Origin of the sequence: Pedobacter sp., from assembly GCF_045627485.1 — a bacterium.
In the GTDB taxonomy this organism is placed as follows: Bacteria; Bacteroidota; Bacteroidia; order Sphingobacteriales; family Sphingobacteriaceae; genus Pedobacter.
Genome location: NZ_JAZQNU010000027.1, coordinates 1 through 23,158, shown reverse-complemented (window position 1 = coordinate 23,158; position 23,158 = coordinate 1). Strand labels below are relative to the sequence as shown.

Genomic DNA, 23,158 nt, shown 5'->3' with positions numbered 1-23,158 from the left:
GTGTGGCACCTAAAAATAGCACAGGAAACTCCATTAAGGCAATGAGATGTGGGTGCGTAAAGTATTTACGAACATGTTTGCTGAAAGATGAAAATACCTGTAGTTTGAATATTCCTTTAATCAGGTCGGCATCCATAAATTCCAACAATGATAATCCTGGTTTTTGTACCAGTTTTTCCATCCCCACTTTATATTTAAAAGCGGCCTCCTCCATAAATGCATCAAGTTTTGCTGCACTCCCGGTCTCAATACTTTCGAAGAGCTCGCGCAAGTGGTTATAATCTGCCGGAATATTCAAGACATCGGCTTTATCAAATATGACAGCAAAAGAAGGATCTAATAAGGTCAAGCTATAAAAATCACTGGCTTTGTAACCGAAATCCCTAAAAAACTGCTCAAATACATCTGGCATCCAATACCAGCTTGGTCCCATGTCGAAAACATAATCCCCTGTTTTTAATTGCCTGGCACGGCCACCAGTCTGTTCATTTTTTTCGAATACCGTTACCTGGTGCCCAGCCTTTGCCAAATAGGCTGCTGCGCTCAGTCCGGCGAAGCCTGCTCCAATTACGGCTATGTTTTTATTTTTAACGGTTTTATGCATATATGGTTAGGAAATAGGATGGATGTATTCTTCAAGGTCACCGATACTTTTAAACCAGTTCACTTGCGCAGGCATTTTAATTTCGGATAGTAGCCTTTTATTGCCAGCCAAGTGTATTCGGGCCGTCTTATAAAGATTGGCTAGCTCATCAATGTATTTCTGGGCATCCGCAACCAATCTTGCATGGGTCATAAATAAAAGTAAGTGGTCTATCTGAATATCGTTGATGGTTTGGGTTATAGAACTTACTGGCACATGGCTACCTAAATATATCACTTTTTGACGGGCATTTAACAAAACATATTTGGCAAATAACAACCCAATCTCATGACCTTCGTCTTCAGGTAAAAATAGTAACCAGCTGTCACCATTCTCTTCTTCTTGTGGGAGACTGTCAATGGCGGTAAAAAGTTTCTGACGGATCAGGTTTGATAGAAAGTGTTCCTGTGCCGGGCAGATCTTATCCTGTTGCCACATCATTCCAACCCGGTTTAGCAAAGGATATATTACCTGTTCATAAACGGTATTTAAGCTGTGCTTTATAAGGGCTTTCGATAGCAGTTTGTTAAACGATTGTTCATTATATGCTAATCCGTCTATTAAAAGCTGATTAATGTAATGTTCAAATTCATCGTTCGATGTCCTGCTTTGATCAATTGTTTGTTGTATTAAGGTATTAATTTCTGTATCACTAAGGGCGCAGGCCTGCGATATTTTGATGCCTGAGTGATTTAGTGTTACCAGATTCAGCAATCGCCGTAGGTGTTCATCATCATAATAACGTGTATTTCCTGCAGACCGATGAGGTGTTAATGCCCCATAACGCTGTTCCCATATCCTGATTGTGTGGGATTGAACCCCGGATAATTTTTCAAGATCGGAAATAGAATACTTCATTTTTGTGTAGATTTATTTTTATAAATTTAAACAAATATACATTATAAAAGTTTTGATTTTTGCCTAAACCAGGAATTTGTCATTATTTTCTGACATGGATCGTCCTGACGATTCTTATCATTCTGAACATATCTTGTTACCTTTGCGCCAAATTTTAATATATATGAAAAAAATAGTCTATCTGCTACTGATGGCGATTACATGCACATTCTTCAACACTGCAAAGGCAGATGAGGGGATGTGGATTCCTATGCTGATTGGTAAAAATTTAGAACAGATGAAAAAGCAGGGCTTTAAGCTTTCGGCTGAAGATTTATACCGTGCCAATGGTTCGAGTTTGAAAGATGCAATTGTTCATTTCGGAGGTTTTTGTACAGGAGAAATTGTATCTGATAAAGGATTGATTTTTACTAATCACCATTGCGGTTACGATGCAATCGCCTCTAATTCAACGGCACAAAACAACATTCTTGATAATGGTTTCTATGCCAAAAACTATGGCGAAGAAAAACCGATTGACGGGTTGTTCGTGCGTTTTCTATTAAAAATGGAAGATGTTACGCCTCAGGTTTTAAATGCAACCAAAGGCCTTATGGGAGAGGCAAAAGACGCTAAAATGAAAGAAATCTTTGCATCTATCAGTAAAGCTGCTATGACAAATCCTAATTTGGAAGCAAATGTCAAAGATTTTTACAAATCCAACCAGTTTATTCTGTTTGTATATGAGCGTTTTGATGATATTCGCCTGGTTGGTGCCCCGCCACAAAGTATTGGTAAATTCGGTGGTGATACCGACAACTGGGAATGGCCACGTCAAACTGGTGATTTCTCTGTATTCCGCGTTTATGCTGGAAAAGGCAATCTACCTGCTAAATACGATGTGAGTAATACACCTTATAAACCTAAAAAATTCCTTCCTGTATCCATTAAAGGGATAAAAAATGGTGATTTTTCTATGGTTTATGGTTATCCGGGTCGTACTGATCGATATTTAACTTCTTATGGTGTTGATTTAGCTACAGAAAAAGTTAATCCAACAATCGTGAAGCTGCGTAACATCCGTCTAACATCCTGGAAAGAGGATATGGATCAGTCGGTTGATACCCGATTAAAACTGTCTTCGCAATATGCAAGTATTGCTAACTACTGGAAATACTATATCGGGCAAACCGAACAATTGAAAAGGCTTAAAGTTTCTGATGCAAAAAGACAGGAAGAAAAAGCATTTACAGATTGGGCAGCTGAGAAAACCGAATTTGCCGGTTTGATGGCGCAATATGAGGAGATTTACAAAACCATATCACCTATAGCTGTTCAAAGAACTTATATTAACGAAGGTTTCCTTGCTTCTGCATGGGTTCCGCAGGCAATTACTACAGGTAACACACTGTTAAAGTTAAGCATCAGTAGGGGCGATGAAGCCTATAATAAACAGGTACAGGAAAAAATGGCATCTTCATTAGCGAAGTATACTTCTACTTATACTGAGCGTGCAGATAAAAAGATTTTTGCGAAGATTCTGGCTTCTTTTTATAACGATGTACCCGTAAAATCTCATCCAAAGTTTTATGCAGAAATAGCTGAGAAATACTGGACAGGCAACCCGGAAACAACTTTTCAAAAATATGCCGATTACTTGTGGGAAAATAGTCATTTCATCAAGCCAGAAAAGTTGAAGGCTTTTATTGCCAGCAATCCTTCACAGGAAGATATTAAAAAGGATCCTGGCTTCCAATGGGCCATTAATTTAGTTCCTGCAGATTATATCACTAATAATTTTGGTACGATCGTATCAGACTTTGAAACGAAAAAAGCAGAACTGGATCATCTTTATCTAAAAGGAATTCTTGAGAAAAATAAAGGGAAACTAATGTATCCTGATGCCAATTCTACCATGCGCATATCTTATGGACAGGTGCAGGATTACTCTCCTAAAAATGGAATAATCTACCAGCCTACCACCACTATTGAAGGTGTGATGCAGAAATATGTTCCTGGCGACAGCGAATTTGATTTACCGGCTAACTTTATTGAGGAAGTGAAGAAAAAGAATTTCGGCCGCTATGGCAATGATGGAACTTTAACTGTAAACTTCATCTCTAACAATGACATCACCGGTGGTAACTCTGGATCTCCAGTATTAAACGCAAACGGTGAACTCATAGGTTTAGCTTTTGATGGTAATTGGGAAGCAATGAGCGGTGATATCGCTTTTGACAAGCAATTTAAAAGAACCATCAGTGTTGATATCCGTTATGTACTTTGGTGCATTGAGGTATTGGGAGGTGCTAAAAATATAATTGATGAATTAGACATCAGAGGAGCAAAATGATAGTTCTCTGATCGTTATAAAAAAAGGGTACCAATATGGTACCCTTTTTTTATATAAAAACTCCTGATTTTATTAGCGTATGATGAGGTTTGTTACCTGACAATAGCTTACGCCCCCTTTTGGTATCACTCAACCATAGGGGAATCCGTGTAGCCAGCAACGTATTTTCTCTTGCTACAAAGGCTTAATTAGTGTCTTTTTGTAATTCTTGTGTTGCTTTTGCCTCTTCTTTAGCTTTCTTTTTAAAGTAACCCCTGAATAGGAAATTGCTTTGTAAAGCTTTTAAGTCTTCATCTAGTTTCTGACTGCTGGTTTCGAGGTTGGTCATAATTGATTTAACCTGTTGTGCAGTGGCTGGATCATTAATCAGTAAACCAACGGCATTGTCAGTCTGGTTAAATTTAGCAGAAGCCTTGTTCAGATTTTCCGTCATTACTGCAGCCGACTTGGTTGTGTTTTCAAGTTCTGCCACAGATCTTTGTAATTGAGCAAATACAGCAGTGTCAGTCATTAGCTGATCAGCAAGACCTCCTTTGGTGTTTAATTTTCTGGCAAACTGATCAAGCTCTGCCGCTATTTTATTAGACGACTTCGTAGTGGTTTGCAAGTTAGCTACAATGGCTTTAAAGTTATTTGCAATCTGCTCGTCGGCTAATAAAGCGCCAGCAGCACCTTTGCCTTCTACAAGGTTTCTAGACAAGGTTTTAAAGTCGTTAGTGATATCTACCAGGTTTTTATTGTTAACCTGGAAGGTTTTCATAATCTCATCTGTAGACAAAGTGGTGCTCACCCTGAGCTGGTCGCCATCTTCAATAAAAGGAAATTTCTCGCTACCGCCAGTAAGCACAATAATCTTGTTACCAATTAAACCATCAGAGCTAATACTGGCTGTGGCATCTTTGTGGATATACTTATGAGCTTCCTCGTCAATACTGAGGATTACCTGTACCTGTGACGTACCATAGAACTGTATTTTTTTGATTGTACCAATTTTAACACCGGAAAACCACACATTATTACCGGCCTTTAGGCCCTGGATATCGTCAAACAATACGCTCAGTTTAATACTTCGGGTAAATGCTTTCTTTTGGCCACCCAGGGTAAATACCCCAAGAACAAAAATAGCCAAACCAATAAATATAAAGATGCCGACAGTTATTTGTCGCCTTTTATCTGTTACTTGCATAAAAATTATTTAATAAAATTGTAATCATAGAAAGGTTGCACCCTTTCATCATTTGTGTTAAAAACTTGCTCGAAACTTCCCTGACGCTCAAATCTGCCATCTAATAGCATGGCTACCCGGTTTCCTACCATTTTTGCACAGGTTAAATCATGTGTAATTACGATCGAACTGGTGTGATAACGTTCCTGTACTTCATTGATCAGGTTGTTTATTTCCATACATGTAATGGGGTCCAAACCTGCTGTAGGCTCATCATACAACATGATCTTTGGTTGTAGGATAAGAGTTCTGGCAATACCGATCCTTTTTCTTTGTCCGCCGGATAATTCAGATGGCATTTGATTGATTGCTTGTAATAATCCCACTGCATCTAAAGTGCTTTCCACGGCACGATCCACTTCACCTTGCGTTAATTGCCGGCGATTCCTCACCAACGGAAATTCCAGGTTTTGCCTTACTGTCATACTATCGTATAAGGCACTATTTTGAAAAGAGAAACCAACTTCAAGACGTAGTTCAAGCAATTGCTTATAAGTGATTTCATCCACCACATGATCTAAAACCTTTACCATGCCGCGATCTGGTGTAAGAAGCCCGATGATAATTTTAATGAGTACCGATTTTCCGGTTCCCGATTTACCAAGCACCACCAGGTTTTCACCTTTATATAAATCAAGACTCACATCCTTAAGTACATGGTAATTGCCAAAGGACTTATTTAAACCCCTAATTTCAATTACTTTTTCCTGATTAGTGTCAGTTAGTTTTTTACCTTCCATTGATTAAGATCTAAATAAGCTAAAAAACTGAACAGAAATCACCTCTTCAATAAAGATGAGGAACATCGCGGTAACAACTGCGGAGTTGGCGGCTTTACCTACACCTTCGGTACCTTTATCCGAGTTATATCCTTTATAACAGCCCACAACTCCAATGGTAAAACCAAACAAGATGGCTTTGACGGTGGAGGCAGTGATGTCGAGGAAAGTAATAGATTCCAGGGAAGCCTCAAAATAGGCCTTTGCACTGGTATCTTCGAACATGGCGATATTAACCAAACCGCCCAGCATACCAATCATGGCCGTATAGAAGGTTAAAATAGGAATGGTAATGGTGGCTGCCATCACCCGGGTGGCTACTAAAAATTTAAAGGGATTGGTGGCCGACACTTCCATCGCATCGATTTGCTCGGTCACGCGCATAGAAGCTAATTCAGCACCGATACTTGAACCAACCTTACCTGCGGCAATCAAACCAGTTAATAGGGGCGCAAGTGTCCGTAACAAGGCGATACCAACCAAGGATGGTAACCAGGATGTAGCACCAAACTCAGCCAGCGAAGGCCGACTCTGTTTAGCGAATACAATGCCGGTAATAAAACCGGTGGTTGATATTAGTAGCGCCGAACGGTAGCCTATATCATAACATTGACGCCACAATTCCTTCAGCTCATACGGGGGTAGGAAGCCTTCTTTGAAAAAGCGGGCAATAAATTGGTAGACATCGTTGAGGGTTAAAAATACCTGAGTTATGCGCCCAGGAGCTTTAACTTCTTCATTTAATGGGGGTGAAGTTTCTTTGCTCTCCATCTAGAGAATGAGTGTGTATGTTATTGACGAATTAGTATTTCGGTTCAAAACCTGCGCCAAAGTTAAACATTGCTGGCGTTTTGTCCCTATAAATTAATATAATCTCTGTTCATATTCTTTGACCATTCTACCTGAATCGAATGTTGGTACAATTTCTATAGCTGCATTTTTTACCATGGTTAGCCATTTTTCTTGGTCAGTATAGTACATTGGAACAATCACTTTTTCCAGTTTATCCAAAAGTCCGGCTGCTTCCAAACTGTCTTGTTCATCGATAGCCAGATTGTCAGCAGCAGGTGTGACCACGAAAGCGTTGTGCTGATCGATAGCAAATTCAGGTACCCAACCATCGGGTAAAGAGAGATTCAGGCTTCCATTCATGGCTGCTGTCATTCCGCTAGTACCTGAAGCCTCGCGATACATTCGTGGATTATTCAGCCATACATCAGCGCCTTTTTTCAACATAGCTGATAGCTGTAATTCATACCCTGTTAATACCGCACAATTTTTAAGGTGTTTGGTGCTGTTAACCAGGTGGTTGAACGTGTTGATCGCACCCTGGTCTTCCGGATAGGGTTTACCCGCCCAAATCATCTGCACGGGATAATTGGTGTTGTTAATCAAAGCCAAAAATCTCTCCCAGTCTCTCATCAGCAAATCAGCACGTTTATATCCGGCAAAACGACGCGCCCATACCATAGTTAATACATTCGGGTCAAAAAGTTTCCCACACTGGTCTGCTACGATTTTGAAGAGCTGGCTTTTCATTTCCTTTTTGCGGATGGCAAGAGCAGCATCATTGTCCGTGGTAATCGCCAGATCTAACTGTTCATCTTTCCAATAGGTTTTATTTTGCGCATTGGTAATAGAGATGATTTCACAAACATTCGGGTGTGCACTCCACATTTCGCGCGCCACCTGCCCATGTAATTTAGAAACACCATTGGCTTTACGGGCAAAGAGTAGCGAGGCCAGGGTGTAGTTTAACATTTCACCCTCGAGTTGAAGAATGTGTTTAACCTCGTGATCTTGTAAGTGGTAAAAAAAGGACATCTTTTTCAGGAGGCTGTAGCTGTGTTCTTCATTTCCTGCTGCTTCCGGTGTATGGGTAGTAAATACTACTCTTTTTTTTATCTCTTCCAGGCTTTTGTATTTGGCATACAGATAAAAATTCAGTGGAAGTGAGTGACCTTCATTCATATGGTATACATCGATATTCAAATTCAATTCATCGAGTAGTTTAGCACCACCGATACCCAATACCATTGATTGTGCAATGCGAGTAGCTTCATTTGAGTCGTATAAACGGTGAGTGATGGAACGGCTTTGCTCATCATTGCCTTCTACATCGGTACTCAGTAAAAATAATGGGGCAGAGCCAAAAGTTTCCGGCGACAATAAGTATGCTTTTACTTTAACCGGTGCGTCATGGATAGTTATAGTGAATACGATACCTGGATCTTTTAGAAAAGAGTAGTTTTTTTCCACATGGAAAGGTTTCATGGTGGCGTCTCTATCTCGGAGTTGGTCGTAATAGCCGTATTTCCACAACATACCAATGCCAATGGTAGGGTGTTTTAATTCATACACACTCCGCAAATGAGAGCCAGCAAGAAATCCAAGTCCTCCACTGTATGTTTTAAGTGATTGGTCAATTGCAAATTCCATGGAAAAATAGGCAACAGTTTTTTTATATTGTTCGGCTGGTGTATAGCCGAAGATCTGATTTATCGTCATCATATAGGGTAACGGGTTGTTTTTGGTAATTTACCTGTTGCGTTTTATTTGTGCTAATCTTTTTTGTTGTTCTTCCATTCTTTTTTGCAAACGTTCTGTAGATTCCGTTGTAGCATCTGTTGCTCGTGGTTGCGTTTCATCGATCCATGTCTGATACTGTTTTTCCTGCTGTTCGGTATTTGCATCTAACTGTCGCTGTAGTTTTTCCCTTTTGGTTCTTAAGTTGGCAAGGGTGGCGTTCCAGTCCTCTTTTTCGGCACCTTGGGCTTCAATGTATTTTTTTTCTGCCGCGGCAATCGCTTCATTGGTTTTGCTAAGCTCTGATTGTACAGGCAGGAACAATTCTTCATGCACATCAAACCTTTGCAAATCGATAGCAATAGGGAGCAGTACAGTGTTTACGGGCGTCTCCCAGTCTTCCCAAACATGTGCAATTTACACTGATTTTCCGGTGGGGATATTTGCAGATACTGCGTCCAGGTAGTCCGATACATCCTCAGCACGCAGTGTATCCGTAGCCGACCCGGCCACCATACCACCTGCAACGCCTACAATAAATCCTAATGGTCCGGCAAGCATGCCAATTAAACCACCAATCAGGCCACCACCCATCATTCCTTTGCCTTCGGCTTTATTTTTCGCTGAGCGGATCGCCGTTTTACCCTCATCATCTTTAGTTAATACATAAGTTTCTCCAAGAGAAATGTCTTTTAACTGATCGAGCTGTTGCAGTCCTTGTAAACCTGTAAATGCGTCAACTTCAGTATTGAAGAGGGCTTGAATCATTTTTTCCATGTCGCTATGAATATTTTCTGTGTCTACTACAATTTAAAGCTGCTTTTAGTTTTGAACCTGGGCATCATGACCATCTGATAATATGCTGGTGAATTTGCAGAGCCTCGTTTTTTGGAAACACAAATATAATTACAACCTGGTGTAGTATTTATAGATATTTAGCTACTAATAGGATAAATTGAGTTGAAAATGGAAACAACAGAGGAACAATTCTTATCGCAGCTTCAGTCCAACGCCGGTATTATACACCGTATTTGTAAGAGCTATTTTTCTGAGGAAGAACTGCGTAAGGATGTTTATCAGGAAATTGTGTACCAATTATGGAAATCCTATCCAAATTTTAAAGGGCTTTCTAAATTTTCAACCTGGATGTATCGGATTGCTTTAAATACAGCCATTACCTATTTCAGGAAAGCCAACAGGCAACCGGTGGAACAAAGGATTACCGAACAGGTTGAGCGAATTGGGGCCAGCAACACCGACGACGAGGAGCAGGTCGAAGAATTGTACAGGGCAATTAATACGTTAACCGACGTAGAAAAAGCAATCATTCTTCTATACCTGGATGAACATACATACGAAGAAATTGCCTCCATAAGCGGCATGACAAGCAAAAATGTGAGCGTAAGGTTGGTGCGTATTAAAAAGAAAATTGAAAAATATTTTAACCAAAAAAAACAGATTAAATATGGAAACACTAGATGAACTAAGAGGAGACTGGAAAAAAGGCAGAGACCTTGGAGCTCCTTCTTTACCATTAGAAAGCGGCAACTTAAAAGAATGGATTAAGGGCAGCATGAAAAAAGAACATAGATTAGTTTTCAGGTATGCGGTGAAAACCTTTATCTGGTCATTGATGGTTTTTTCATATTTAAGTTACCTCATGATCACCTACTGGGGCGATAGGAATTTATTTGTGGTGTGTATTGCAGCTGCGGCTATTTACATTCCATTTACTGCTGTATTTATGAAGCAATTTAAACTTTTTTTTGCTGTGGAGTGTGGGCCCCAGCAGGGGGTAGACCTGCAACAGGGGTTGCAAATAAAATTGAGGTCTTTGAAGCGTTTTTATCTAGTGAAAAAAGCCTTCGACTGGCTCATGGTTCCCCTAAGCTGCGCGGTAATTGCCTTGGCGGTTAACAAATATGCTTTCGATGCGCCATTTACAGAAAACCTGGGCTTTAATATCAGTACGTTTATCTTTTACAGTATCGCATTTACTTATGTGACACTTAAAGATAATACCACTTATTTCAAGGTGCCGATAAAAAAAATTGAAACGGTGATTGAAGAGATGGCTGGCGATTAATATAGTTTTATCTATATTCATGTTTCTAAATTTATCCTAATGATGAAACGTAATCCATTTTCTTTGCTTCTTTTGATGCTGCTCGTAATTGATCTGCCTGCATTTTCGCAGGCTAAAAAACCAGTATTTTCCGGGAACCCCTTGTTTCCAGGTTGGTATGCTGATCCTGAAGCTATTATTTTTGACGACACTTTTTGGATTTATCCCACTTTTTCTGAAAACTACGGTAAGCCCGCGAGGTTAAGTAAGTTAACGCCTGAACAAAAGGAATTGCAGAAAAACACGATTAATCCGCAATACCTCAGACAAACGTTTTTAGATGCTTTTTCTTCTAAAGATCTAATTAAATGGAAAAAGCATCCTAGAGTATTAGATGTTGAAAACATTAAATGGGCTGCTTATTCCATTTGGGCGCCATCTATAACACGTAAAGACAATAAGTACTACTTGTTTTTTGGTGCCAACGACATTCAGAATGATCAGCAACTTGGTGGTATAGGGGTGGCCGTGTCTGATAAACCTCAGGGGCCTTTTAAGGATCACCTGGGCAAACCGCTGATCAGCAAATTTCATAACAAAGCACAGCCAATAGATCAGTTTGTGTTCAAAGACAAAGACGGGCAGTATTACTTGATTTACGGAGGATGGAAACACTGCAATATTGCGAAGTTAAATGATGACTTTTCAGATTTTATTCCTTTCGATGACGGAGAGACATTCAAATCTATTACACCGGAACATTATGTGGAAGGGCCATTCATGTTTATTCGCAATGATAAGTATTACCTGATGTGGTCTGAAGGTGGCTGGATGGGGCCGAATTACAGTGTAGCCTATTCTATTGGCGACTCACCGCTCGGTCCATTTAAAAGAATCGGAAAAGTGTTAGAACAGGATCCTACAATCGCAAAAGGTGCAGGACACCACTCCGTATTTAATTTGCCTGGTACAGATGAATGGTATATTGTTTATCACCGAAGACCACTAACTACAACCGTAGGTTATCACAGGGAAACGAGTATTGAGCGAATGTATTTTGATGAGGATGGGAAGATTCTTCCTGTTAAAATTACTAATGAAGGTGTAGAGCGAAGAGTTATTGGCAAGGTTGGTAAACCTTAGTTTAGTGCTTGATAGATCATCATCCGACTGCTGTTTTTTACGCTGTCTACGGTAGTTCTAATTGTCTTTATTGTTTGTTCAGGATTTGGTGTCTCCAGGATATTCGTTTTTCTGACTGGTTGAACAACAGGCTCAGGGAGCGCCGTATCACGTGATGCAGAAAAGATAAAAGGGAAAGTCACGATAATCGCGGCGTAAGTGATTTGTTTTAAGTAAGGTAGTGTTTTCATAAAGTTTTTTGTTTACAACTGTAACCCAAATAGAATGCCAATTTAATGGCGATGGATTTAAACGTAAACTATATATTTTCGTATCTTAATATTATTTTATTATAGTACAGCGTTGTTTAAAATGGCATACATTATTGTATTTAAAATAGTATCCTATTCCTGCTACATGAATGAAAAATAAAGTGTTTTTAAGAAACATTATCATTTCCCTTATATTATGCAGTAGCCTAGCTTGTGACCAACTGAGTAAAAACATCGCCAGGGAATCGCTTCGTTATGATGAGCAAATTAAATTGCTTAACGACCGTTTAACACTGGCGAAAGTGGAAAATACTGGTGCATTTTTAAGCTTCGGAGAGAGTATGCCAGAATGGTTGAAGTTTCTGTTTCTTGTCATGCTTCCGTTATTAGTTCTCGCTTCAGGAATATTTTATTTATTTGGTAATAAGAATTTGACAAATGCTTATACTTTAGGGCTTTGTCTTGTGATTGGTGGTGGCGCCGGAAATATATATGACCGGATAATATATGGTTCGGTTACTGATTTTCTGCATCTTGATTTTGGCCTGTTTCAAACAGGAGTTTTTAATCTCGCCGATGTATCAGTCATGTTTGGCATATTGATACTGCTTTGTCACATAATGATAAAAAAAACAGTGGACTTACCTGATCAGGATAACATGAACCCACGAGCAGGCGTATTATAAATGGAACTAAAATTGTAGTAACAATAGCAATGAGTAAAGTATTTACGATTACTGAAGGTCTGGAGAACATGGGTGCCCTGCGCACCGGCGGTCAGGGTTCAGTGTATAAAGGAAGACGTATTGGTCCCATTATTACTGCGGTAAAACTTTTGCCTACACCCATTCACACGGAAAGTGTAGCAGATAAGAATTTCCGTAACTTTCAAAATGAAGTAGAAAAGCTCAAGAAAGTTAACGAACAGCCTAACCCTAATGTGGTTAAGATTTTGAATTCCGGTATTACGGAGAGCGGATCTTTTCCATTTATAGAAATGGAGTTTATAGACGGCCCAGATCTTGAAGATTTACTTAAACCCCCACACGACCCGGTTTTCCCCATCAAAGAGGTCATTAAAGTAGCCGACCAGTTGGCAAACGCTTTAGCGCACTGTCATAAACTTTCGGTTAAACACGGAGATATTAAAAGTAATAATGTAAAATTCAACATCCATTCGGGCAATTATGTATTGCTTGATTTCGGCTTGTCTGCCATGTCTGATGACCAACGAAGAACCAGCATCCAGCATGCTGGTGCGGTAGAATTTATGGCACCGGAACAAAACGAAGGTCAATTGTTATTTCAGACAGACATTTATAGTTACGGCATTATTTTATATGAATTACTTGCCGGGCAGGTGCCATTCCCGCTTCGGGAGCAAGGGCAAAAGGCCCGGAATGAACTTATGCTAGCACATCTGGAACAGCCTGTACCTGGCCTGCTCACCCTTCGTCAGCAGCATATGCCAGAAAGCTGGTCGGAAGAAAAGAAATTCCATGAAATGCAGGTTCCGCAATGGCTCCGTGACGTAATAGAAAAATGTTTACAGAAAGATCCTAACAAGCGTTTTGAAAACGGCGTTGCTTTACAGGAATACATCATACATAACAGTGTGTCATCATTAACTGACTCTGGAGCTTCTAATGCTGCAGTAGTTTTACCAGATAGCCCAGAGCAGGGAGGAACAAGCAACGAGATTTCAGATCCCGACCGGATAAATGTAGCCAGACCGCTGTTCTATTCCATGATCACTTTGATGATAGTGATGGCAGGAACTTTGGCTGTACTTTTATTCGGTATTGGCGAGCCCGAAGATGTTCCAGAGCGGGATCAAACCGTGCAACGTCCGGTAGATACCCTTGTGCAACCGCAACAAGAAGATAAGAAGGCAATTTTGACTTCCGAAGATCCCGAATTAGATACCTTGCTCGACACGTCAAACATTTCTCCTGTAGAAATTAAACCTGTAAAAAGACCTGTCAGCGACAGTACAAAATTAGATTTAGATACAACCGTTTATTTTTAAGGAACACACAGATGGAATCAAAAAATACTTTCTGGCAACGAATTGGCCTTCAGGACCTGTTTTTACCGGGTGAAAAATCTAAAGCCTCCAAAGCCGCAAGGGCCTTAACCCCTGATAGCATTTATAAGTACATTTTAGAAAAATTTAAGGAGTCGGTACGTGATCTTTCTTTTGCTGAGCGCGTGGTCTTTTACCATGAATACATGATTTGTTTTAACGCAGATGATTACAAAGAATTTCTTACCCAAAAGCAAGGGTTATTCGGCATCATCGTAGATGAATCTGTTAAACAGTTCTACCAGGTGCTTCGCGCACACACGAAGGAAGGCAAAAAGGTACAACCCTCAAGCTCAAAATGGGTATTCCGTCTGGTATCGCATCCTGATTACGAAAGAGGTGATATTGGATTCATTGGTAAGCTGCTTCCAGGAAGTTCACAGAAGGATGATAACCTGCGGGTAACTTTTATTCCAAGGCAAACCGGGGTGGTGCAGACTTTTGATGTCAATGAAGATATTTTAAAGGGCTTTACCTATTACAGTGAAGGCTATTATGAATTACCTTATGCACCTGAACTTGATGAAACAGATCCTATCGCCGAAAAGAAAAAAACTTCAAAAGTATACGCCCGGCTAGATACCATTATGCCGGATCAGAAGTATGCAGGTAAAAAATTTGAGTACCTGATGAAAGATGAGGATATCGTGGTGTCTGGTGCCGAAGAAACACGAGAAGAACCACATGTTTTCAAGGTCCCGTCAGATTGGGTTGATACGCCGCATCTGCGTATCCGTTTTAATGCTGCAGATGGTAAATTGTATCTGGCATCTTTTGGTGAAAAAACTATCATCAATGAAAATGAAGTGAAACGTAGCAATATCAACTCACCAGACTGGATGGAATTGCCAATTAACTCAAAAATTATGCTCAACGGAATAGTTGGTATAAACGTATTTAAAGGATAACAGGATGTCGCAGTTATTAACATGGGCATTATTGGTTCTTTGTATTGCTTTAGTGGCGATGCATTTCAACGATATAAAAAAGCACGGTAATGGACAATAATATATTTGGCCAAACAGATGTTGGTAGAGTCAGAGATAACAACGAAGATGCTTTTATTGCAGAAGAATTGTTGCATAGTGGATTTATTTTAGGTTGTGTAATTGATGGGGTAGGTGGTTATGAAGGCGGCGAAGTGGCTGCTGAAATAGCTAAAAACTGCATTAAAAAAAACCTTTTTAGCGTAACCGCCGAAGATATCATTCCACGGATGGTTGGAACCCTGAAGTTGGCAAATGAAGAGATTTTTAACCGCAAACGACTTGATCCTGCATTGGAACAAATGGCCTGTGTGTTAACACTGGTGCTGGCAGATGTAGATAATAACAAATTGTATTATGCTCATGTTGGCGATACTCGCCTTTATTTATTAAGGGATCATGCTTTAGTTAAAATAACAACGGATCATTCTTTTGTTGGGTTTCTGGAAGATTCTGGCCGCTTGAGTGAATCGGCGGCGATGAGCCATCCAAAAAGGAATGAAATTAACCAGGCGCTCGGATTTAACAATACGGCATCGATGAAGGAGGACTTCATAGAAACCGGTGAAAGTCCGTTTTTACCTGGCGATTTGTTATTGCTCTGCAGCGATGGACTGACAGACAGAATTGATAAAGATCAGATCACCTCAATATTAACCCAGCATCCTGGTTTGCCTTTTGCCGCAAGCTTGTTAATTGATGCCGCAAATGAAGCTGGGGGGCATGATAATATCACGGTGGTGTTGATTAAAAACAACAATAAACCAGTTACTCATGAAGCGTCTAAGCCCATTTCCAAGAAGGAAAATATTGAGCAAATGGATATCCCGCCACTGCGGTCGGCATCCGATAAAAAGCCGCCAAAGCTTAATAAAGGGTGGATCTATTTCCTGATTGGCCTCATTGTGGTGTTATTAGGGATCATCGGACTGCTAGTCCAACAGGTTCTATACCTTCAGAACACCGAGCGCCAACTTGCACCCGTTTTAGAGAATCCCTGGGAACCTTTGCCAGCCACACCACAGGATACTATAAAAACGCCATTAAAAGATAGCATTTCGCGTACAGATACAATTTCAAAGAAAACACAAACAAATGATTAAAGAACAATTGAGTAATTATTCCCGAAATGGAAGACGGCGTAACGAACGCCTATTTATGGGTGTCCTGTCGGTGATTATGATCTTGTTTTTTCTAAAATTATTTGGTGTATTGGAATACCGCATGGCGGATACTGACACTAAAATAGCGGCGGGAAATATCGTTAATCTAAATGCGCCTGAAACTGTAAAAGAGGTGATGGGCGTATTGGAACGCGGTAATTATGACCTGGATAAACGTGATATTAATTTTATCGGCCGCGTATTGGCCAGTCGTCTGGACGTTGGGGAAACTTTTACAAATATTGGCGAACTAAACAAGCGTAAATATTATGTGCCTGCTGAAGAAGCTTACCTGCAAGGGGGAGAGTCTTTCAAGAAACGGGTATTGCTTTCCCGTGCACTGTTGGGGTTTGGTGAAACAACAGGAATATCTTACGATAGCGAGCTAAAACATCCAAAGGAATATCCTTCAGTTGTTGATTTAAAAAAAGGTCAGTTTAATATTTCAGGTGAGGTAACGCAAATGGGGGCCGGTGTTGCAGGTGTACTGGTAAAGTTACAACAGGTTATTCCCCAGGATAGCCTGGATATTTTACCATTGACGGCCTTTGCTAGAACTGCTGCCGACGGCTCGTTTAGTTTTAACCACCTGATTTCCGGGAGATCGTATATGGTCTTGCCATTACGTCCTGGTTTTGAATTTGGAACCACGCAAGGCGTTGTAATGCTTGACGAAGACCGTAATTTTAACTTTAACCAGCAGCCGCACCAGATACGGTTGGTTTCATCGCGTGATTTCAGTACGTTAAAATCTGATGGCGCTTTTATTGTGCGAAGTCCGGCAGAATTTACTAAAGCTTACTGGATGATTGCAGGTTCATACATCCTCATCTTCCTGGTGCTTCACTTGTTAATGACCTGGAAAATGCCTGATGCGGATCAGTTCATTCTTCCGGTGGTGATGGTGTTAACCGGTTTGTCACTGCTCACCCTATTGAGTCTGCAGGATCCTTTACGAGACCGTTTTTTGGCTATCGATACTGTGAAATACCTTGGAATAGGTGCCTTATTAATCAGTGTCTTGCTGTTTATAAACTTCAGACGTTTTAACCCAGATTCGGCTGTTTACCGCATGTTTATTTTTAAGCACGTACGTTCGGCTGCAAATGGCTGGCCCTGGATTGTGTTTGCGATGCTGCTACTCCTGGCTACCATTATACTGGGCTCAGGACCAGAAGGCAGTGGTGTGAAAGTTAACCTGTTTGGTGTACAACCGAGTGAGTTGGTAAAATACCTTATTATTCTCTTTCTCGCGGGATTTTTTGCCCGAAACGAACGATTTATTTCTGAATATTCAAGCTGGCAAAAGCGGTGGTCCTTCTTTTACTTTGCCTTGATTTCAATTATAGTAACCTTATTACTGTTTTTAGCGCTGGGTGATTTGGGCCCGGCCATCGTAATCTGCTTTACATTTATCATCCTGTTTTCATTCTCAAGGGGCGATTTTATGTTTATGGCCGCTTTTGTTGGCTTATATGTGCTGGCTACTTTCCTGTTCAGTAACATTTGGCTGGCTGCAGGAATCACCTTTGGTACCTTGTTATTAGTTCAGTTTTTTAAAAGGAAACAAGCCAGCGAGTCCGCATTAATGGCTTTAATCGTAATCACCGCGTTTTTAACCATTGACAAGTTGCCGTTACTCCCTCAATTGGTTCCCGGCCCGGTAGAACGTTTAGCAGACAGGAAGGCCATTTGGCAGGATGCCTGGAATAACGAGGTATATGGTGGCGACCAGGTAGCCAATGGTCTTTGGGCAATTTCTAGTGGTGGATTTGCTGGTCAGGGCACTGGGCAAGGGTTTGCCAAGACCATCCCTGAAGCCCATACGGATATGATATTGCCTGCAATGGGCGAAGAGTTTGGCTGGGCAGGTATGGTATGCATTTTTGTATTGTTTTTACTTTACCTGCACCGTTCTATTTTAATTGGGCGGCAAACGGGAAATCCTTTTTTGTTTTATATCTGTGCCGGTATTGGTATCAGCACCTTTATTCAGTTTGTACTGATTGCAGGGGGCTCAACGGGTGCCTTGCCTCTTTCGGGCGTGTCGCTTCCCTTTGAGAGTTACGGAGGCTCATCGTTGGTGATCAATTTAGTTGCAGCTGGTTTTTTATTATCTGTATCTAAGCTCAAGGGAAGTGCTGTACAGCTGGAATACTTGCATAAACAACAGGATTCAAACCTGGTTCCGGCCCTTGCGGTGGCAAGTATAGGTGTTATATTACTTGTTGGAAATATTGGTAGTTATGCAATAAACAAAGCGTCGTGGATTGCCAAGCCATCGCTGGTGGCAGATCGCAGTGGTTTGAGAATGTTTAGTTATAACCCGCGTATCGGTATTTTAATGCGTAAGCTCGAATCGGGAAATCTTTACGATAGGAATGGAAGGATACTCGCAACCAGTGATCCGGAAATGGTAGTAAAACAAAAGAAGTTATTAACGCAGGCTGGCGTGGGTAATTATGACCTCGACTCTGCTATGCACAAACGACCTAAACGTTTTTACCCTTTCGAAGCCGAGACATTTTTCTGGACAGGTGATGCCAATACCGGGATTTTTACCGGTGGCTTAAATGGTTATTTCGCCGAATATCTGCATGCAGCAGATCTTAGGGGGTTTAAAATGCCAGTCATCAATTATAACGTAACAGCATCGCGTTTCAGGGAAGACCGTTTCCTCCCACGTGGTGTAAAAGAAATGACCGTACAGCAAAATGATTTCAGTGAATTAACTCCTTTATTGATTTCGGGATTAGATACAGCTGAAATTGCCGTACTGAAACGTAAAAATAGGGATGTTCGTCTCTCGTTGGATGCTTCTCTGCAAACGCGTATTCAACGGTCCATTGCAGCGGATACTGCGTTACATGATAATCGGGTATCAGTGGTGGTAATGGAATCATCTACCGGCGATGTTTTGGCTTCGGCGGCCTATCCACTGCCTGCGGTAAACAACTGGGAGCAGTTAAACTTAACCATAGCGGAGCAAAACAGACTGCCTGAATGGGTAAATAATGCAGATCCTGGGTTTACGGTGGCCACACAACCGGGTTCAACAGCTAAGGTGTTGACAGCATTGGCTTCCTTTAATAAATTGGGGCCAGATGCTGAGAATAAAAAATACATGGTAAGCAGGTGGGAAAGAATCAGAACCAAAGGAATAGAGCCTGATGAGACCGGTTTAATCACCTTAAAACGTGCTATTGTAAAATCTAATAACGTTTATTTTATTAAACTGGCAAATGAAGAGCACCTGCAGGATGAGATGGCCACTTTGTATTTAAAAACAGGTATGTTTTTAAATGGTGTAGGTGGGTACTTCTACGACCGAAAAAATCATAACCAGGCGCAGGAAGGGAAATGGTTTGACTTGTGGCGAAAAACAACTTTCAAAAGTAGGTACAACCCAAATAACATCTATAAGCACAGAGCTACTGGTATTTCGGGCATGGCCTGGGGCCAGGGTGAATTGATAGCCACACCGGCATCGGTAGCCCGTTTAGCAAGTGGTATTGCTAACCAGGGGGTCATGTTACCTAATCGTTATGCATTGAAAATAAGTGATTCTGTAGTCACAAAAAAACCGGGTGTAAAACTTGCTAAAGAAGCACAATATGCTAATACGCTTCGTACCTTTATGGTTGAGCAAAGTGCGAATAGATCAGCACTCTTTGGCGTAAACCTGGCTGGAAAAACCGGTACACCGGAGCGGGTATGGAAACAAGAGAAAATTAATGACGGTTGGTATGTGTTTTTCTCACCTCACCCCAATGGAACTGGTAATACAGTAGTTTGTATTCGCATTGAATCTACCAAAGGATCATCTGATGCGGTGAAACTTGCCGGTCAACATGTGATTCCTATATTGTTAGAAAAGGGATATATTAAAAGCAATAAAAAACCAAATCAAGTAGCTTATGTTCAACCTGTTCAATAAAAATCCCGATTCTCATCCAGTTGATGTAAAGCTGGTTAGAGAGCATGTGCTCCAGTTCCTCAAAGAAGAGTTGCAAAAGTCGGAAGGAGGCGAAGGCGCACACATCCATACGTTGAAACTCTTCGCTGCACCTTCAACAACCGAAAAACACCTCTATGAGGCAGCCGTATATGTGGCAGAACCAGACAGGATGAAAAAGGAAATACAGCGGATTGCAGATAATTTTGCGGTCAACCTACCGAAAGACTGGGTGCTGGAAACGCACCTTCAGGAAAAACTTCCTGACGAAGGCATCAGGTATAAAGAATTGCCATTGACGCTGGTCATTGAAAGTGAGGTTGTAGAACTGCCTCAGGCCCCGGTTGTGCATAATAGTGCCCGTTTGGTAGTGATTGCTGGCCGGGCTGAAGCCCATGAATACATGATTACGAGCGCAGATGGGCGTGTAAACCTGGGTAGGGAAAAAACAGTAACTACCAGCGGGGGAGCTATGCGTAAAAATCATATCGTTTTTCCTGACGACCCTGAATTCCCGGGAAACCGTTTCGTAAGCCGGATTCATGCCCACTTGGAGTGGAACAAGAAAAGAGGCGGTTTTATGTTATTCGCTGATGAGGGTGGTGTGCCTCCGGGCAATAAAACCAAAGTGCAACCCCTGGGCGAAGAAGGGCAGTTTAAACTGAACTCTGCACAAGTGGGACACTTTCTTGAAGATGGCGATCAGCTCATTTTAGGTGATTCGGTAGTGTTGCAGTTTAATTACCTGATGTAAACTGTCTTAATGTTTACAAATTCACGGATGCCGAAAATACCCAGTTCCCTGCCATAACCACTTTGTTTAATTCCACCAAATGGTAGTCGAGGATCTGATTTCACCAGTGAGTTGACAAAACAGGAGCCTGCCTGCAACTGATGACTGGCAATTTGCTCGCCTTTCACTTCATCTCTGGTGAAAACTGCAGCGCCTAATCCAAAAAGAGAGTCATTAGCTACCTTGATTGCTTCTTCGGTATTTTTTACAGTTATGATTAGCGCCACCGGACCGAAAATTTCTTCTGTGTATGCGGGCATTCCTTTTTCAATACCAGTCAATATAGTTGGGGTGTAAAAGGCATGATCACCTGGAAAGTCAGGGATTTCACCACCCAGGATGCATTTCGCACCTGCCGCTATATTATCCATTACCTGTTGATGCAGTTCATCCCGCAGGTCTTTTCTAGACATAGGCCCCAGTTGTGTGTGTTTGTCGAAAGGATCACCAGTTATTTTTGCTGACATCTTCTCCTTGAATATTTTAATAAATTCATCAGCGATGGTTTCGACAAGAATAAAACGTTTCGCGGCAATGCAGCTTTGTCCATTGTTGATCAGGCGGCTTTCAGCGCATACCTCAGCGGCATACGCCACATTCGCATCATCTAACACCAAATAGGGGTCGCTGCCGCCTAATTCTAATACAGATTTCTTTAATAGTGAAGCGGCGTGTTGTGCCACTTTCATGCCTGCCTGGGTGCTACCAGTTAAGGTTACAGCTTTGACAATAGGGTTTCCAATAACCTTTTCCACATCTTTGCTTCCTATAACAAGGGTTTGAAATACGTGCTCCGGGAAGCCTGCGTCTAACAATACCTTCTCAATGGCCAGGGCACATCCGGTAACATTGGATGCGTGTTTCAACAATCCAATGTTACCGGCCATTAATCCCGGAGCTAAAAACCGGAATGCCTGCCAGAATGGAAAGTTCCATGGCATAACGGCTAACACTACACCTAAAGGTTTATAGGTTACATAGCTTCGCCTGGCTTCTGTAGTAATTACTTCTTCTTTGAGGTACTTTTCGCCATTTTCCGCATAATATTCACAAACGGCAGCACACTTTTCAATTTCATCAAGACCAGGTTTCAGAGGTTTTCCCATTTCCAACGCCATTAGCTCAGCAAGTTGCTGTTTTCTTTTTCTAAGCACTTCAGCGGTTTTTCTAAGGAACACAGCTCTTTCTTTATAAATAGAGTTCCGCCAGGGAATCCAGGCAGCCTGTGCCTTTTCAATCTTTTTGGCTACTACCTCGTCTGAATCTTCTTTATAAGTCTTGATGACTTTTCCGTTAAGGGGATTGATTGATTGCATGCTCATCTTATAAATTTAGGCATTATTGAAAGAAATATCTACATTTATCAAGTATGATTTTATTGGAAAACGAATACTTAAAAGCATCTTTTGTGAGTTTGGGTGCTGAACTGAAACAACTTATTCACAAGGAAACCGGCATAGATTATATGTGGAACAGTGATCCTGCATATTGGGCTAAATCCAGCCCGGTGCTATTTCCCATTGTTGGTGCCCTCGATAATAACAGCTATAATTATGAAGGCAAGGATTACACCTTACCGAGGCATGGTTTTGCCAGGGAGATGGATTTTGAGGTTACACAGGTAAATAACAATACCGTGCTTTTTACGCTGGTAAACACAGATGAAACCTTAAAAAATTATCCTTTTGAATTTCAGTTAGGATTGCGTTATGTACTGGAAGCAACAACATTATCATGTACCTACGAAGTATATAACCCAGGGAAGAAAGATTTGTTATTTTCTATTGGTGCACATCCCGCTTTTAAGGTGCCATTAGCCAAAGACGAAGCATATAGTGATTACGAACTGGTCTTTAATAAAGATACTGAATTAGTATACCATAAAATTGCCAACAACCTGATCGATTCTGCCACGGTGGTTTTGCCGCTAAATGATGGCGCCCTAACCTTAAATCATGAATTGTTTTACGAGGATGCTTTGGTTTTTAAAACACTGAAGAGCGACCAGATCACTTTACAAGATATGCAGGGTAAACATGGCCTCCATTTCAAATTCGAGGGTTTTCCTTACTTCGGTATCTGGGCAGCAAAAGACGCAGATTTCGTGTGTTTGGAACCCTGGTGTGGCATTGCCGATCATGTTGGCCACCATGGAAAACTGGAACAAAAAGAAGGTGTTAATCTACTGAAAGCAGGAGAAAGCTGGAATAGAACCTGGCAGGTTGCTTGTTTTTAACGCATGAATAATTTCATAACAAAAAAGTCCTGGCGTTTAAACCAGGACTTTTTTGTTATGAAGTGAAACTAACTTACTACCGTGCTTACACCTTCAGGGTGTAAATTTAAAGCATAC

At 41.1% G+C, this 23,158-nt stretch carries 21 protein-coding genes; 11 read left to right on the top strand and 10 right to left on the bottom strand.

Annotated elements, in window-relative coordinates:
• Both ACR2F3_RS02320 and ACR2F3_RS02315 read right to left on the bottom strand, forming a co-directional pair.
• Positions 1 to 604: phytoene desaturase family protein (locus ACR2F3_RS02320; RefSeq protein WP_432708367.1), on the bottom strand; the 604-nt coding region annotated here is incomplete at its 3' end.
• Positions 605 to 610: 6 nt separating this feature from the next.
• A complete protein-coding gene (locus tag ACR2F3_RS02315; protein WP_432708366.1) occupies positions 611 to 1,501 on the bottom strand; it encodes a MerR family transcriptional regulator in 891 nt (296 codons plus the stop codon).
• A 163-nt stretch (positions 1,502 to 1,664) separates the two neighbouring features.
• Between ACR2F3_RS02315 and ACR2F3_RS02310 the strand changes: the two genes are divergently transcribed.
• Positions 1,665 to 3,833, top strand: a complete 2,169-nt coding sequence (locus ACR2F3_RS02310; RefSeq protein WP_432708365.1) for a S46 family peptidase — start codon at positions 1,665 to 1,667, stop codon at positions 3,831 to 3,833.
• A 184-nt stretch (positions 3,834 to 4,017) separates the two neighbouring features.
• Here ACR2F3_RS02310 and ACR2F3_RS02305 read toward each other — a convergent pair whose 3' ends face one another.
• The 6 genes from ACR2F3_RS02305 to ACR2F3_RS02280 all read right to left on the bottom strand — a co-directional run bounded on the left by ACR2F3_RS02305 (position 4,018) and on the right by ACR2F3_RS02280 (position 9,140).
• Entirely contained in the window at positions 4,018 to 5,019 is a 1,002-nt protein-coding gene (locus ACR2F3_RS02305) for an MlaD family protein (RefSeq protein WP_432708364.1), read from the bottom strand.
• A 5-nt stretch (positions 5,020 to 5,024) separates the two neighbouring features.
• Positions 5,025 to 5,798, bottom strand: a complete 774-nt coding sequence (locus ACR2F3_RS02300) for an ABC transporter ATP-binding protein (RefSeq protein ID WP_432708363.1) — start codon at positions 5,796 to 5,798, stop codon at positions 5,025 to 5,027.
• Positions 5,799 to 5,801: 3 nt separating this feature from the next.
• Positions 5,802 to 6,608 (bottom strand): MlaE family ABC transporter permease, encoded by an 807-nt coding sequence (locus ACR2F3_RS02295; RefSeq protein ID WP_432708362.1) that lies wholly within the window; start codon positions 6,606 to 6,608, stop codon positions 5,802 to 5,804.
• Between the two features lie 93 nt (positions 6,609 to 6,701).
• Complete coding sequence (gene glgP, locus ACR2F3_RS02290; RefSeq protein ID WP_432708361.1) at positions 6,702 to 8,348, bottom strand: alpha-glucan family phosphorylase; 1,647 nt, start codon at positions 8,346 to 8,348, stop codon at positions 6,702 to 6,704.
• 27 nt (positions 8,349 to 8,375) lie between these two features.
• A complete protein-coding gene (locus ACR2F3_RS02285) occupies positions 8,376 to 8,714 on the bottom strand; it encodes a hypothetical protein (RefSeq protein WP_432708360.1) in 339 nt (112 codons plus the stop codon).
• Between the two features lie 66 nt (positions 8,715 to 8,780).
• Positions 8,781 to 9,140, bottom strand: a complete 360-nt coding sequence (locus tag ACR2F3_RS02280; protein ID WP_432708359.1) for a hypothetical protein — start codon at positions 9,138 to 9,140, stop codon at positions 8,781 to 8,783.
• A 189-nt stretch (positions 9,141 to 9,329) separates the two neighbouring features.
• Between ACR2F3_RS02280 and ACR2F3_RS02275 the strand changes: the two genes are divergently transcribed.
• From ACR2F3_RS02275 to ACR2F3_RS02265, 3 genes are read left to right on the top strand one after another with little or no spacing between them, the layout of a single operon-like run.
• A complete protein-coding gene (locus ACR2F3_RS02275) occupies positions 9,330 to 9,845 on the top strand; it encodes an RNA polymerase sigma factor (protein ID WP_432708358.1) in 516 nt (171 codons plus the stop codon).
• Positions 9,829 to 10,449 carry a hypothetical protein gene (locus ACR2F3_RS02270; protein WP_432708357.1) on the top strand — a complete coding sequence of 207 codons (621 nt, stop codon included), beginning with the start codon at positions 9,829 to 9,831 and terminating at the stop codon, positions 10,447 to 10,449. The genes ACR2F3_RS02275 and ACR2F3_RS02270 overlap by 17 nt, the downstream gene beginning before the upstream one ends.
• Before the next feature lie 39 nt (positions 10,450 to 10,488).
• Entirely contained in the window at positions 10,489 to 11,571 is a 1,083-nt protein-coding gene (locus ACR2F3_RS02265) for a glycoside hydrolase family 43 protein (protein WP_432708356.1), read from the top strand.
• On the opposite strand, the gene ACR2F3_RS02260 is transcribed toward ACR2F3_RS02265, so the two are convergent.
• Complete coding sequence (locus tag ACR2F3_RS02260; protein ID WP_432708355.1) at positions 11,568 to 11,801, bottom strand: hypothetical protein; 234 nt, start codon at positions 11,799 to 11,801, stop codon at positions 11,568 to 11,570. The genes ACR2F3_RS02265 and ACR2F3_RS02260 overlap by 4 nt on opposite strands.
• 170 nt (positions 11,802 to 11,971) lie before the next feature.
• On the opposite strand from ACR2F3_RS02260, the gene lspA reads away from it, so the two are divergent.
• The 6 genes from lspA (at position 11,972) to ACR2F3_RS02230 (ending at position 20,766) form a co-directional block, all read left to right on the top strand.
• On the top strand, positions 11,972 to 12,508 hold the full coding sequence (lspA, locus tag ACR2F3_RS02255; RefSeq protein WP_432708354.1) for a signal peptidase II: 537 nt from the start codon (positions 11,972 to 11,974) through the stop codon (positions 12,506 to 12,508).
• A gap of 29 nt (positions 12,509 to 12,537) precedes the next feature.
• Positions 12,538 to 13,851: a serine/threonine protein kinase gene (locus ACR2F3_RS02250; RefSeq protein ID WP_432708353.1), complete on the top strand. Its 1,314-nt coding sequence runs from the start codon at positions 12,538 to 12,540 to the stop codon at positions 13,849 to 13,851.
• A gap of 11 nt (positions 13,852 to 13,862) precedes the next feature.
• On the top strand, positions 13,863 to 14,816 hold the full coding sequence (locus ACR2F3_RS02245) for a hypothetical protein (RefSeq protein WP_432708352.1): 954 nt from the start codon (positions 13,863 to 13,865) through the stop codon (positions 14,814 to 14,816).
• Between the two features lie 89 nt (positions 14,817 to 14,905).
• Entirely contained in the window at positions 14,906 to 15,997 is a 1,092-nt protein-coding gene (locus tag ACR2F3_RS02240; RefSeq protein ID WP_432708351.1) for a PP2C family protein-serine/threonine phosphatase, read from the top strand.
• On the top strand, positions 15,990 to 19,994 hold the full coding sequence (locus tag ACR2F3_RS02235; RefSeq protein WP_432708350.1) for an FtsW/RodA/SpoVE family cell cycle protein: 4,005 nt from the start codon (positions 15,990 to 15,992) through the stop codon (positions 19,992 to 19,994). Before ACR2F3_RS02240 ends, ACR2F3_RS02235 begins: the two co-directional genes overlap by 8 nt.
• On the top strand, positions 19,975 to 20,766 hold the full coding sequence (locus ACR2F3_RS02230) for an FHA domain-containing protein (protein WP_432708349.1): 792 nt from the start codon (positions 19,975 to 19,977) through the stop codon (positions 20,764 to 20,766). Before ACR2F3_RS02235 ends, ACR2F3_RS02230 begins: the two co-directional genes overlap by 20 nt.
• Here ACR2F3_RS02230 and ACR2F3_RS02225 read toward each other — a convergent pair.
• On the bottom strand, positions 20,754 to 22,127 hold the full coding sequence (locus ACR2F3_RS02225; protein WP_432708348.1) for an NAD-dependent succinate-semialdehyde dehydrogenase: 1,374 nt from the start codon (positions 22,125 to 22,127) through the stop codon (positions 20,754 to 20,756). The genes ACR2F3_RS02230 and ACR2F3_RS02225 overlap by 13 nt on opposite strands.
• Positions 22,128 to 22,174: 47 nt before the next feature.
• On the opposite strand from ACR2F3_RS02225, the gene ACR2F3_RS02220 reads away from it, so the two are divergent.
• Complete coding sequence (locus tag ACR2F3_RS02220) at positions 22,175 to 23,041, top strand: aldose 1-epimerase family protein (RefSeq protein WP_432708347.1); 867 nt, start codon at positions 22,175 to 22,177, stop codon at positions 23,039 to 23,041.
• Positions 23,042 to 23,158 lie beyond the last annotated feature (117 nt).

Excerpts from the sequence above, each read along its gene's own strand:
- ACR2F3_RS02315 (WP_432708366.1), bottom strand. The coding sequence starts at position 1,501 with ATGAAGTATTCTATTTCCGATCTTGAAAAATTATCCGGGGTTCAATCC.
- ACR2F3_RS02310 (WP_432708365.1), top strand. The coding sequence starts at position 1,665 with ATGAAAAAAATAGTCTATCTGCTACTGATGGCGATTACATGCACATTC.
- ACR2F3_RS02305 (WP_432708364.1), bottom strand. The coding sequence starts at position 5,019 with ATGCAAGTAACAGATAAAAGGCGACAAATAACTGTCGGCATCTTTATA.
- ACR2F3_RS02300 (WP_432708363.1), bottom strand. The coding sequence starts at position 5,798 with ATGGAAGGTAAAAAACTAACTGACACTAATCAGGAAAAAGTAATTGAA.
- ACR2F3_RS02295 (WP_432708362.1), bottom strand. The coding sequence starts at position 6,608 with ATGGAGAGCAAAGAAACTTCACCCCCATTAAATGAAGAAGTTAAAGCT.
- glgP (WP_432708361.1), bottom strand. The coding sequence starts at position 8,348 with ATGATGACGATAAATCAGATCTTCGGCTATACACCAGCCGAACAATAT.
- ACR2F3_RS02280 (WP_432708359.1), bottom strand. The coding sequence starts at position 9,140 with ATGGAAAAAATGATTCAAGCCCTCTTCAATACTGAAGTTGACGCATTT.
- ACR2F3_RS02275 (WP_432708358.1), top strand. The coding sequence starts at position 9,330 with ATGGAAACAACAGAGGAACAATTCTTATCGCAGCTTCAGTCCAACGCC.
- ACR2F3_RS02270 (WP_432708357.1), top strand. The coding sequence starts at position 9,829 with ATGGAAACACTAGATGAACTAAGAGGAGACTGGAAAAAAGGCAGAGAC.
- ACR2F3_RS02265 (WP_432708356.1), top strand. The coding sequence starts at position 10,489 with ATGATGAAACGTAATCCATTTTCTTTGCTTCTTTTGATGCTGCTCGTA.
- ACR2F3_RS02260 (WP_432708355.1), bottom strand. The coding sequence starts at position 11,801 with ATGAAAACACTACCTTACTTAAAACAAATCACTTACGCCGCGATTATC.
- lspA (WP_432708354.1), top strand. The coding sequence starts at position 11,972 with ATGAAAAATAAAGTGTTTTTAAGAAACATTATCATTTCCCTTATATTA.
- ACR2F3_RS02250 (WP_432708353.1), top strand. The coding sequence starts at position 12,538 with ATGAGTAAAGTATTTACGATTACTGAAGGTCTGGAGAACATGGGTGCC.
- ACR2F3_RS02245 (WP_432708352.1), top strand. The coding sequence starts at position 13,863 with ATGGAATCAAAAAATACTTTCTGGCAACGAATTGGCCTTCAGGACCTG.
- ACR2F3_RS02240 (WP_432708351.1), top strand. The coding sequence starts at position 14,906 with ATGGACAATAATATATTTGGCCAAACAGATGTTGGTAGAGTCAGAGAT.
- ACR2F3_RS02235 (WP_432708350.1), top strand. The coding sequence starts at position 15,990 with ATGATTAAAGAACAATTGAGTAATTATTCCCGAAATGGAAGACGGCGT.
- ACR2F3_RS02230 (WP_432708349.1), top strand. The coding sequence starts at position 19,975 with ATGTTCAACCTGTTCAATAAAAATCCCGATTCTCATCCAGTTGATGTA.
- ACR2F3_RS02225 (WP_432708348.1), bottom strand. The coding sequence starts at position 22,127 with ATGAGCATGCAATCAATCAATCCCCTTAACGGAAAAGTCATCAAGACT.
- ACR2F3_RS02220 (WP_432708347.1), top strand. The coding sequence starts at position 22,175 with ATGATTTTATTGGAAAACGAATACTTAAAAGCATCTTTTGTGAGTTTG.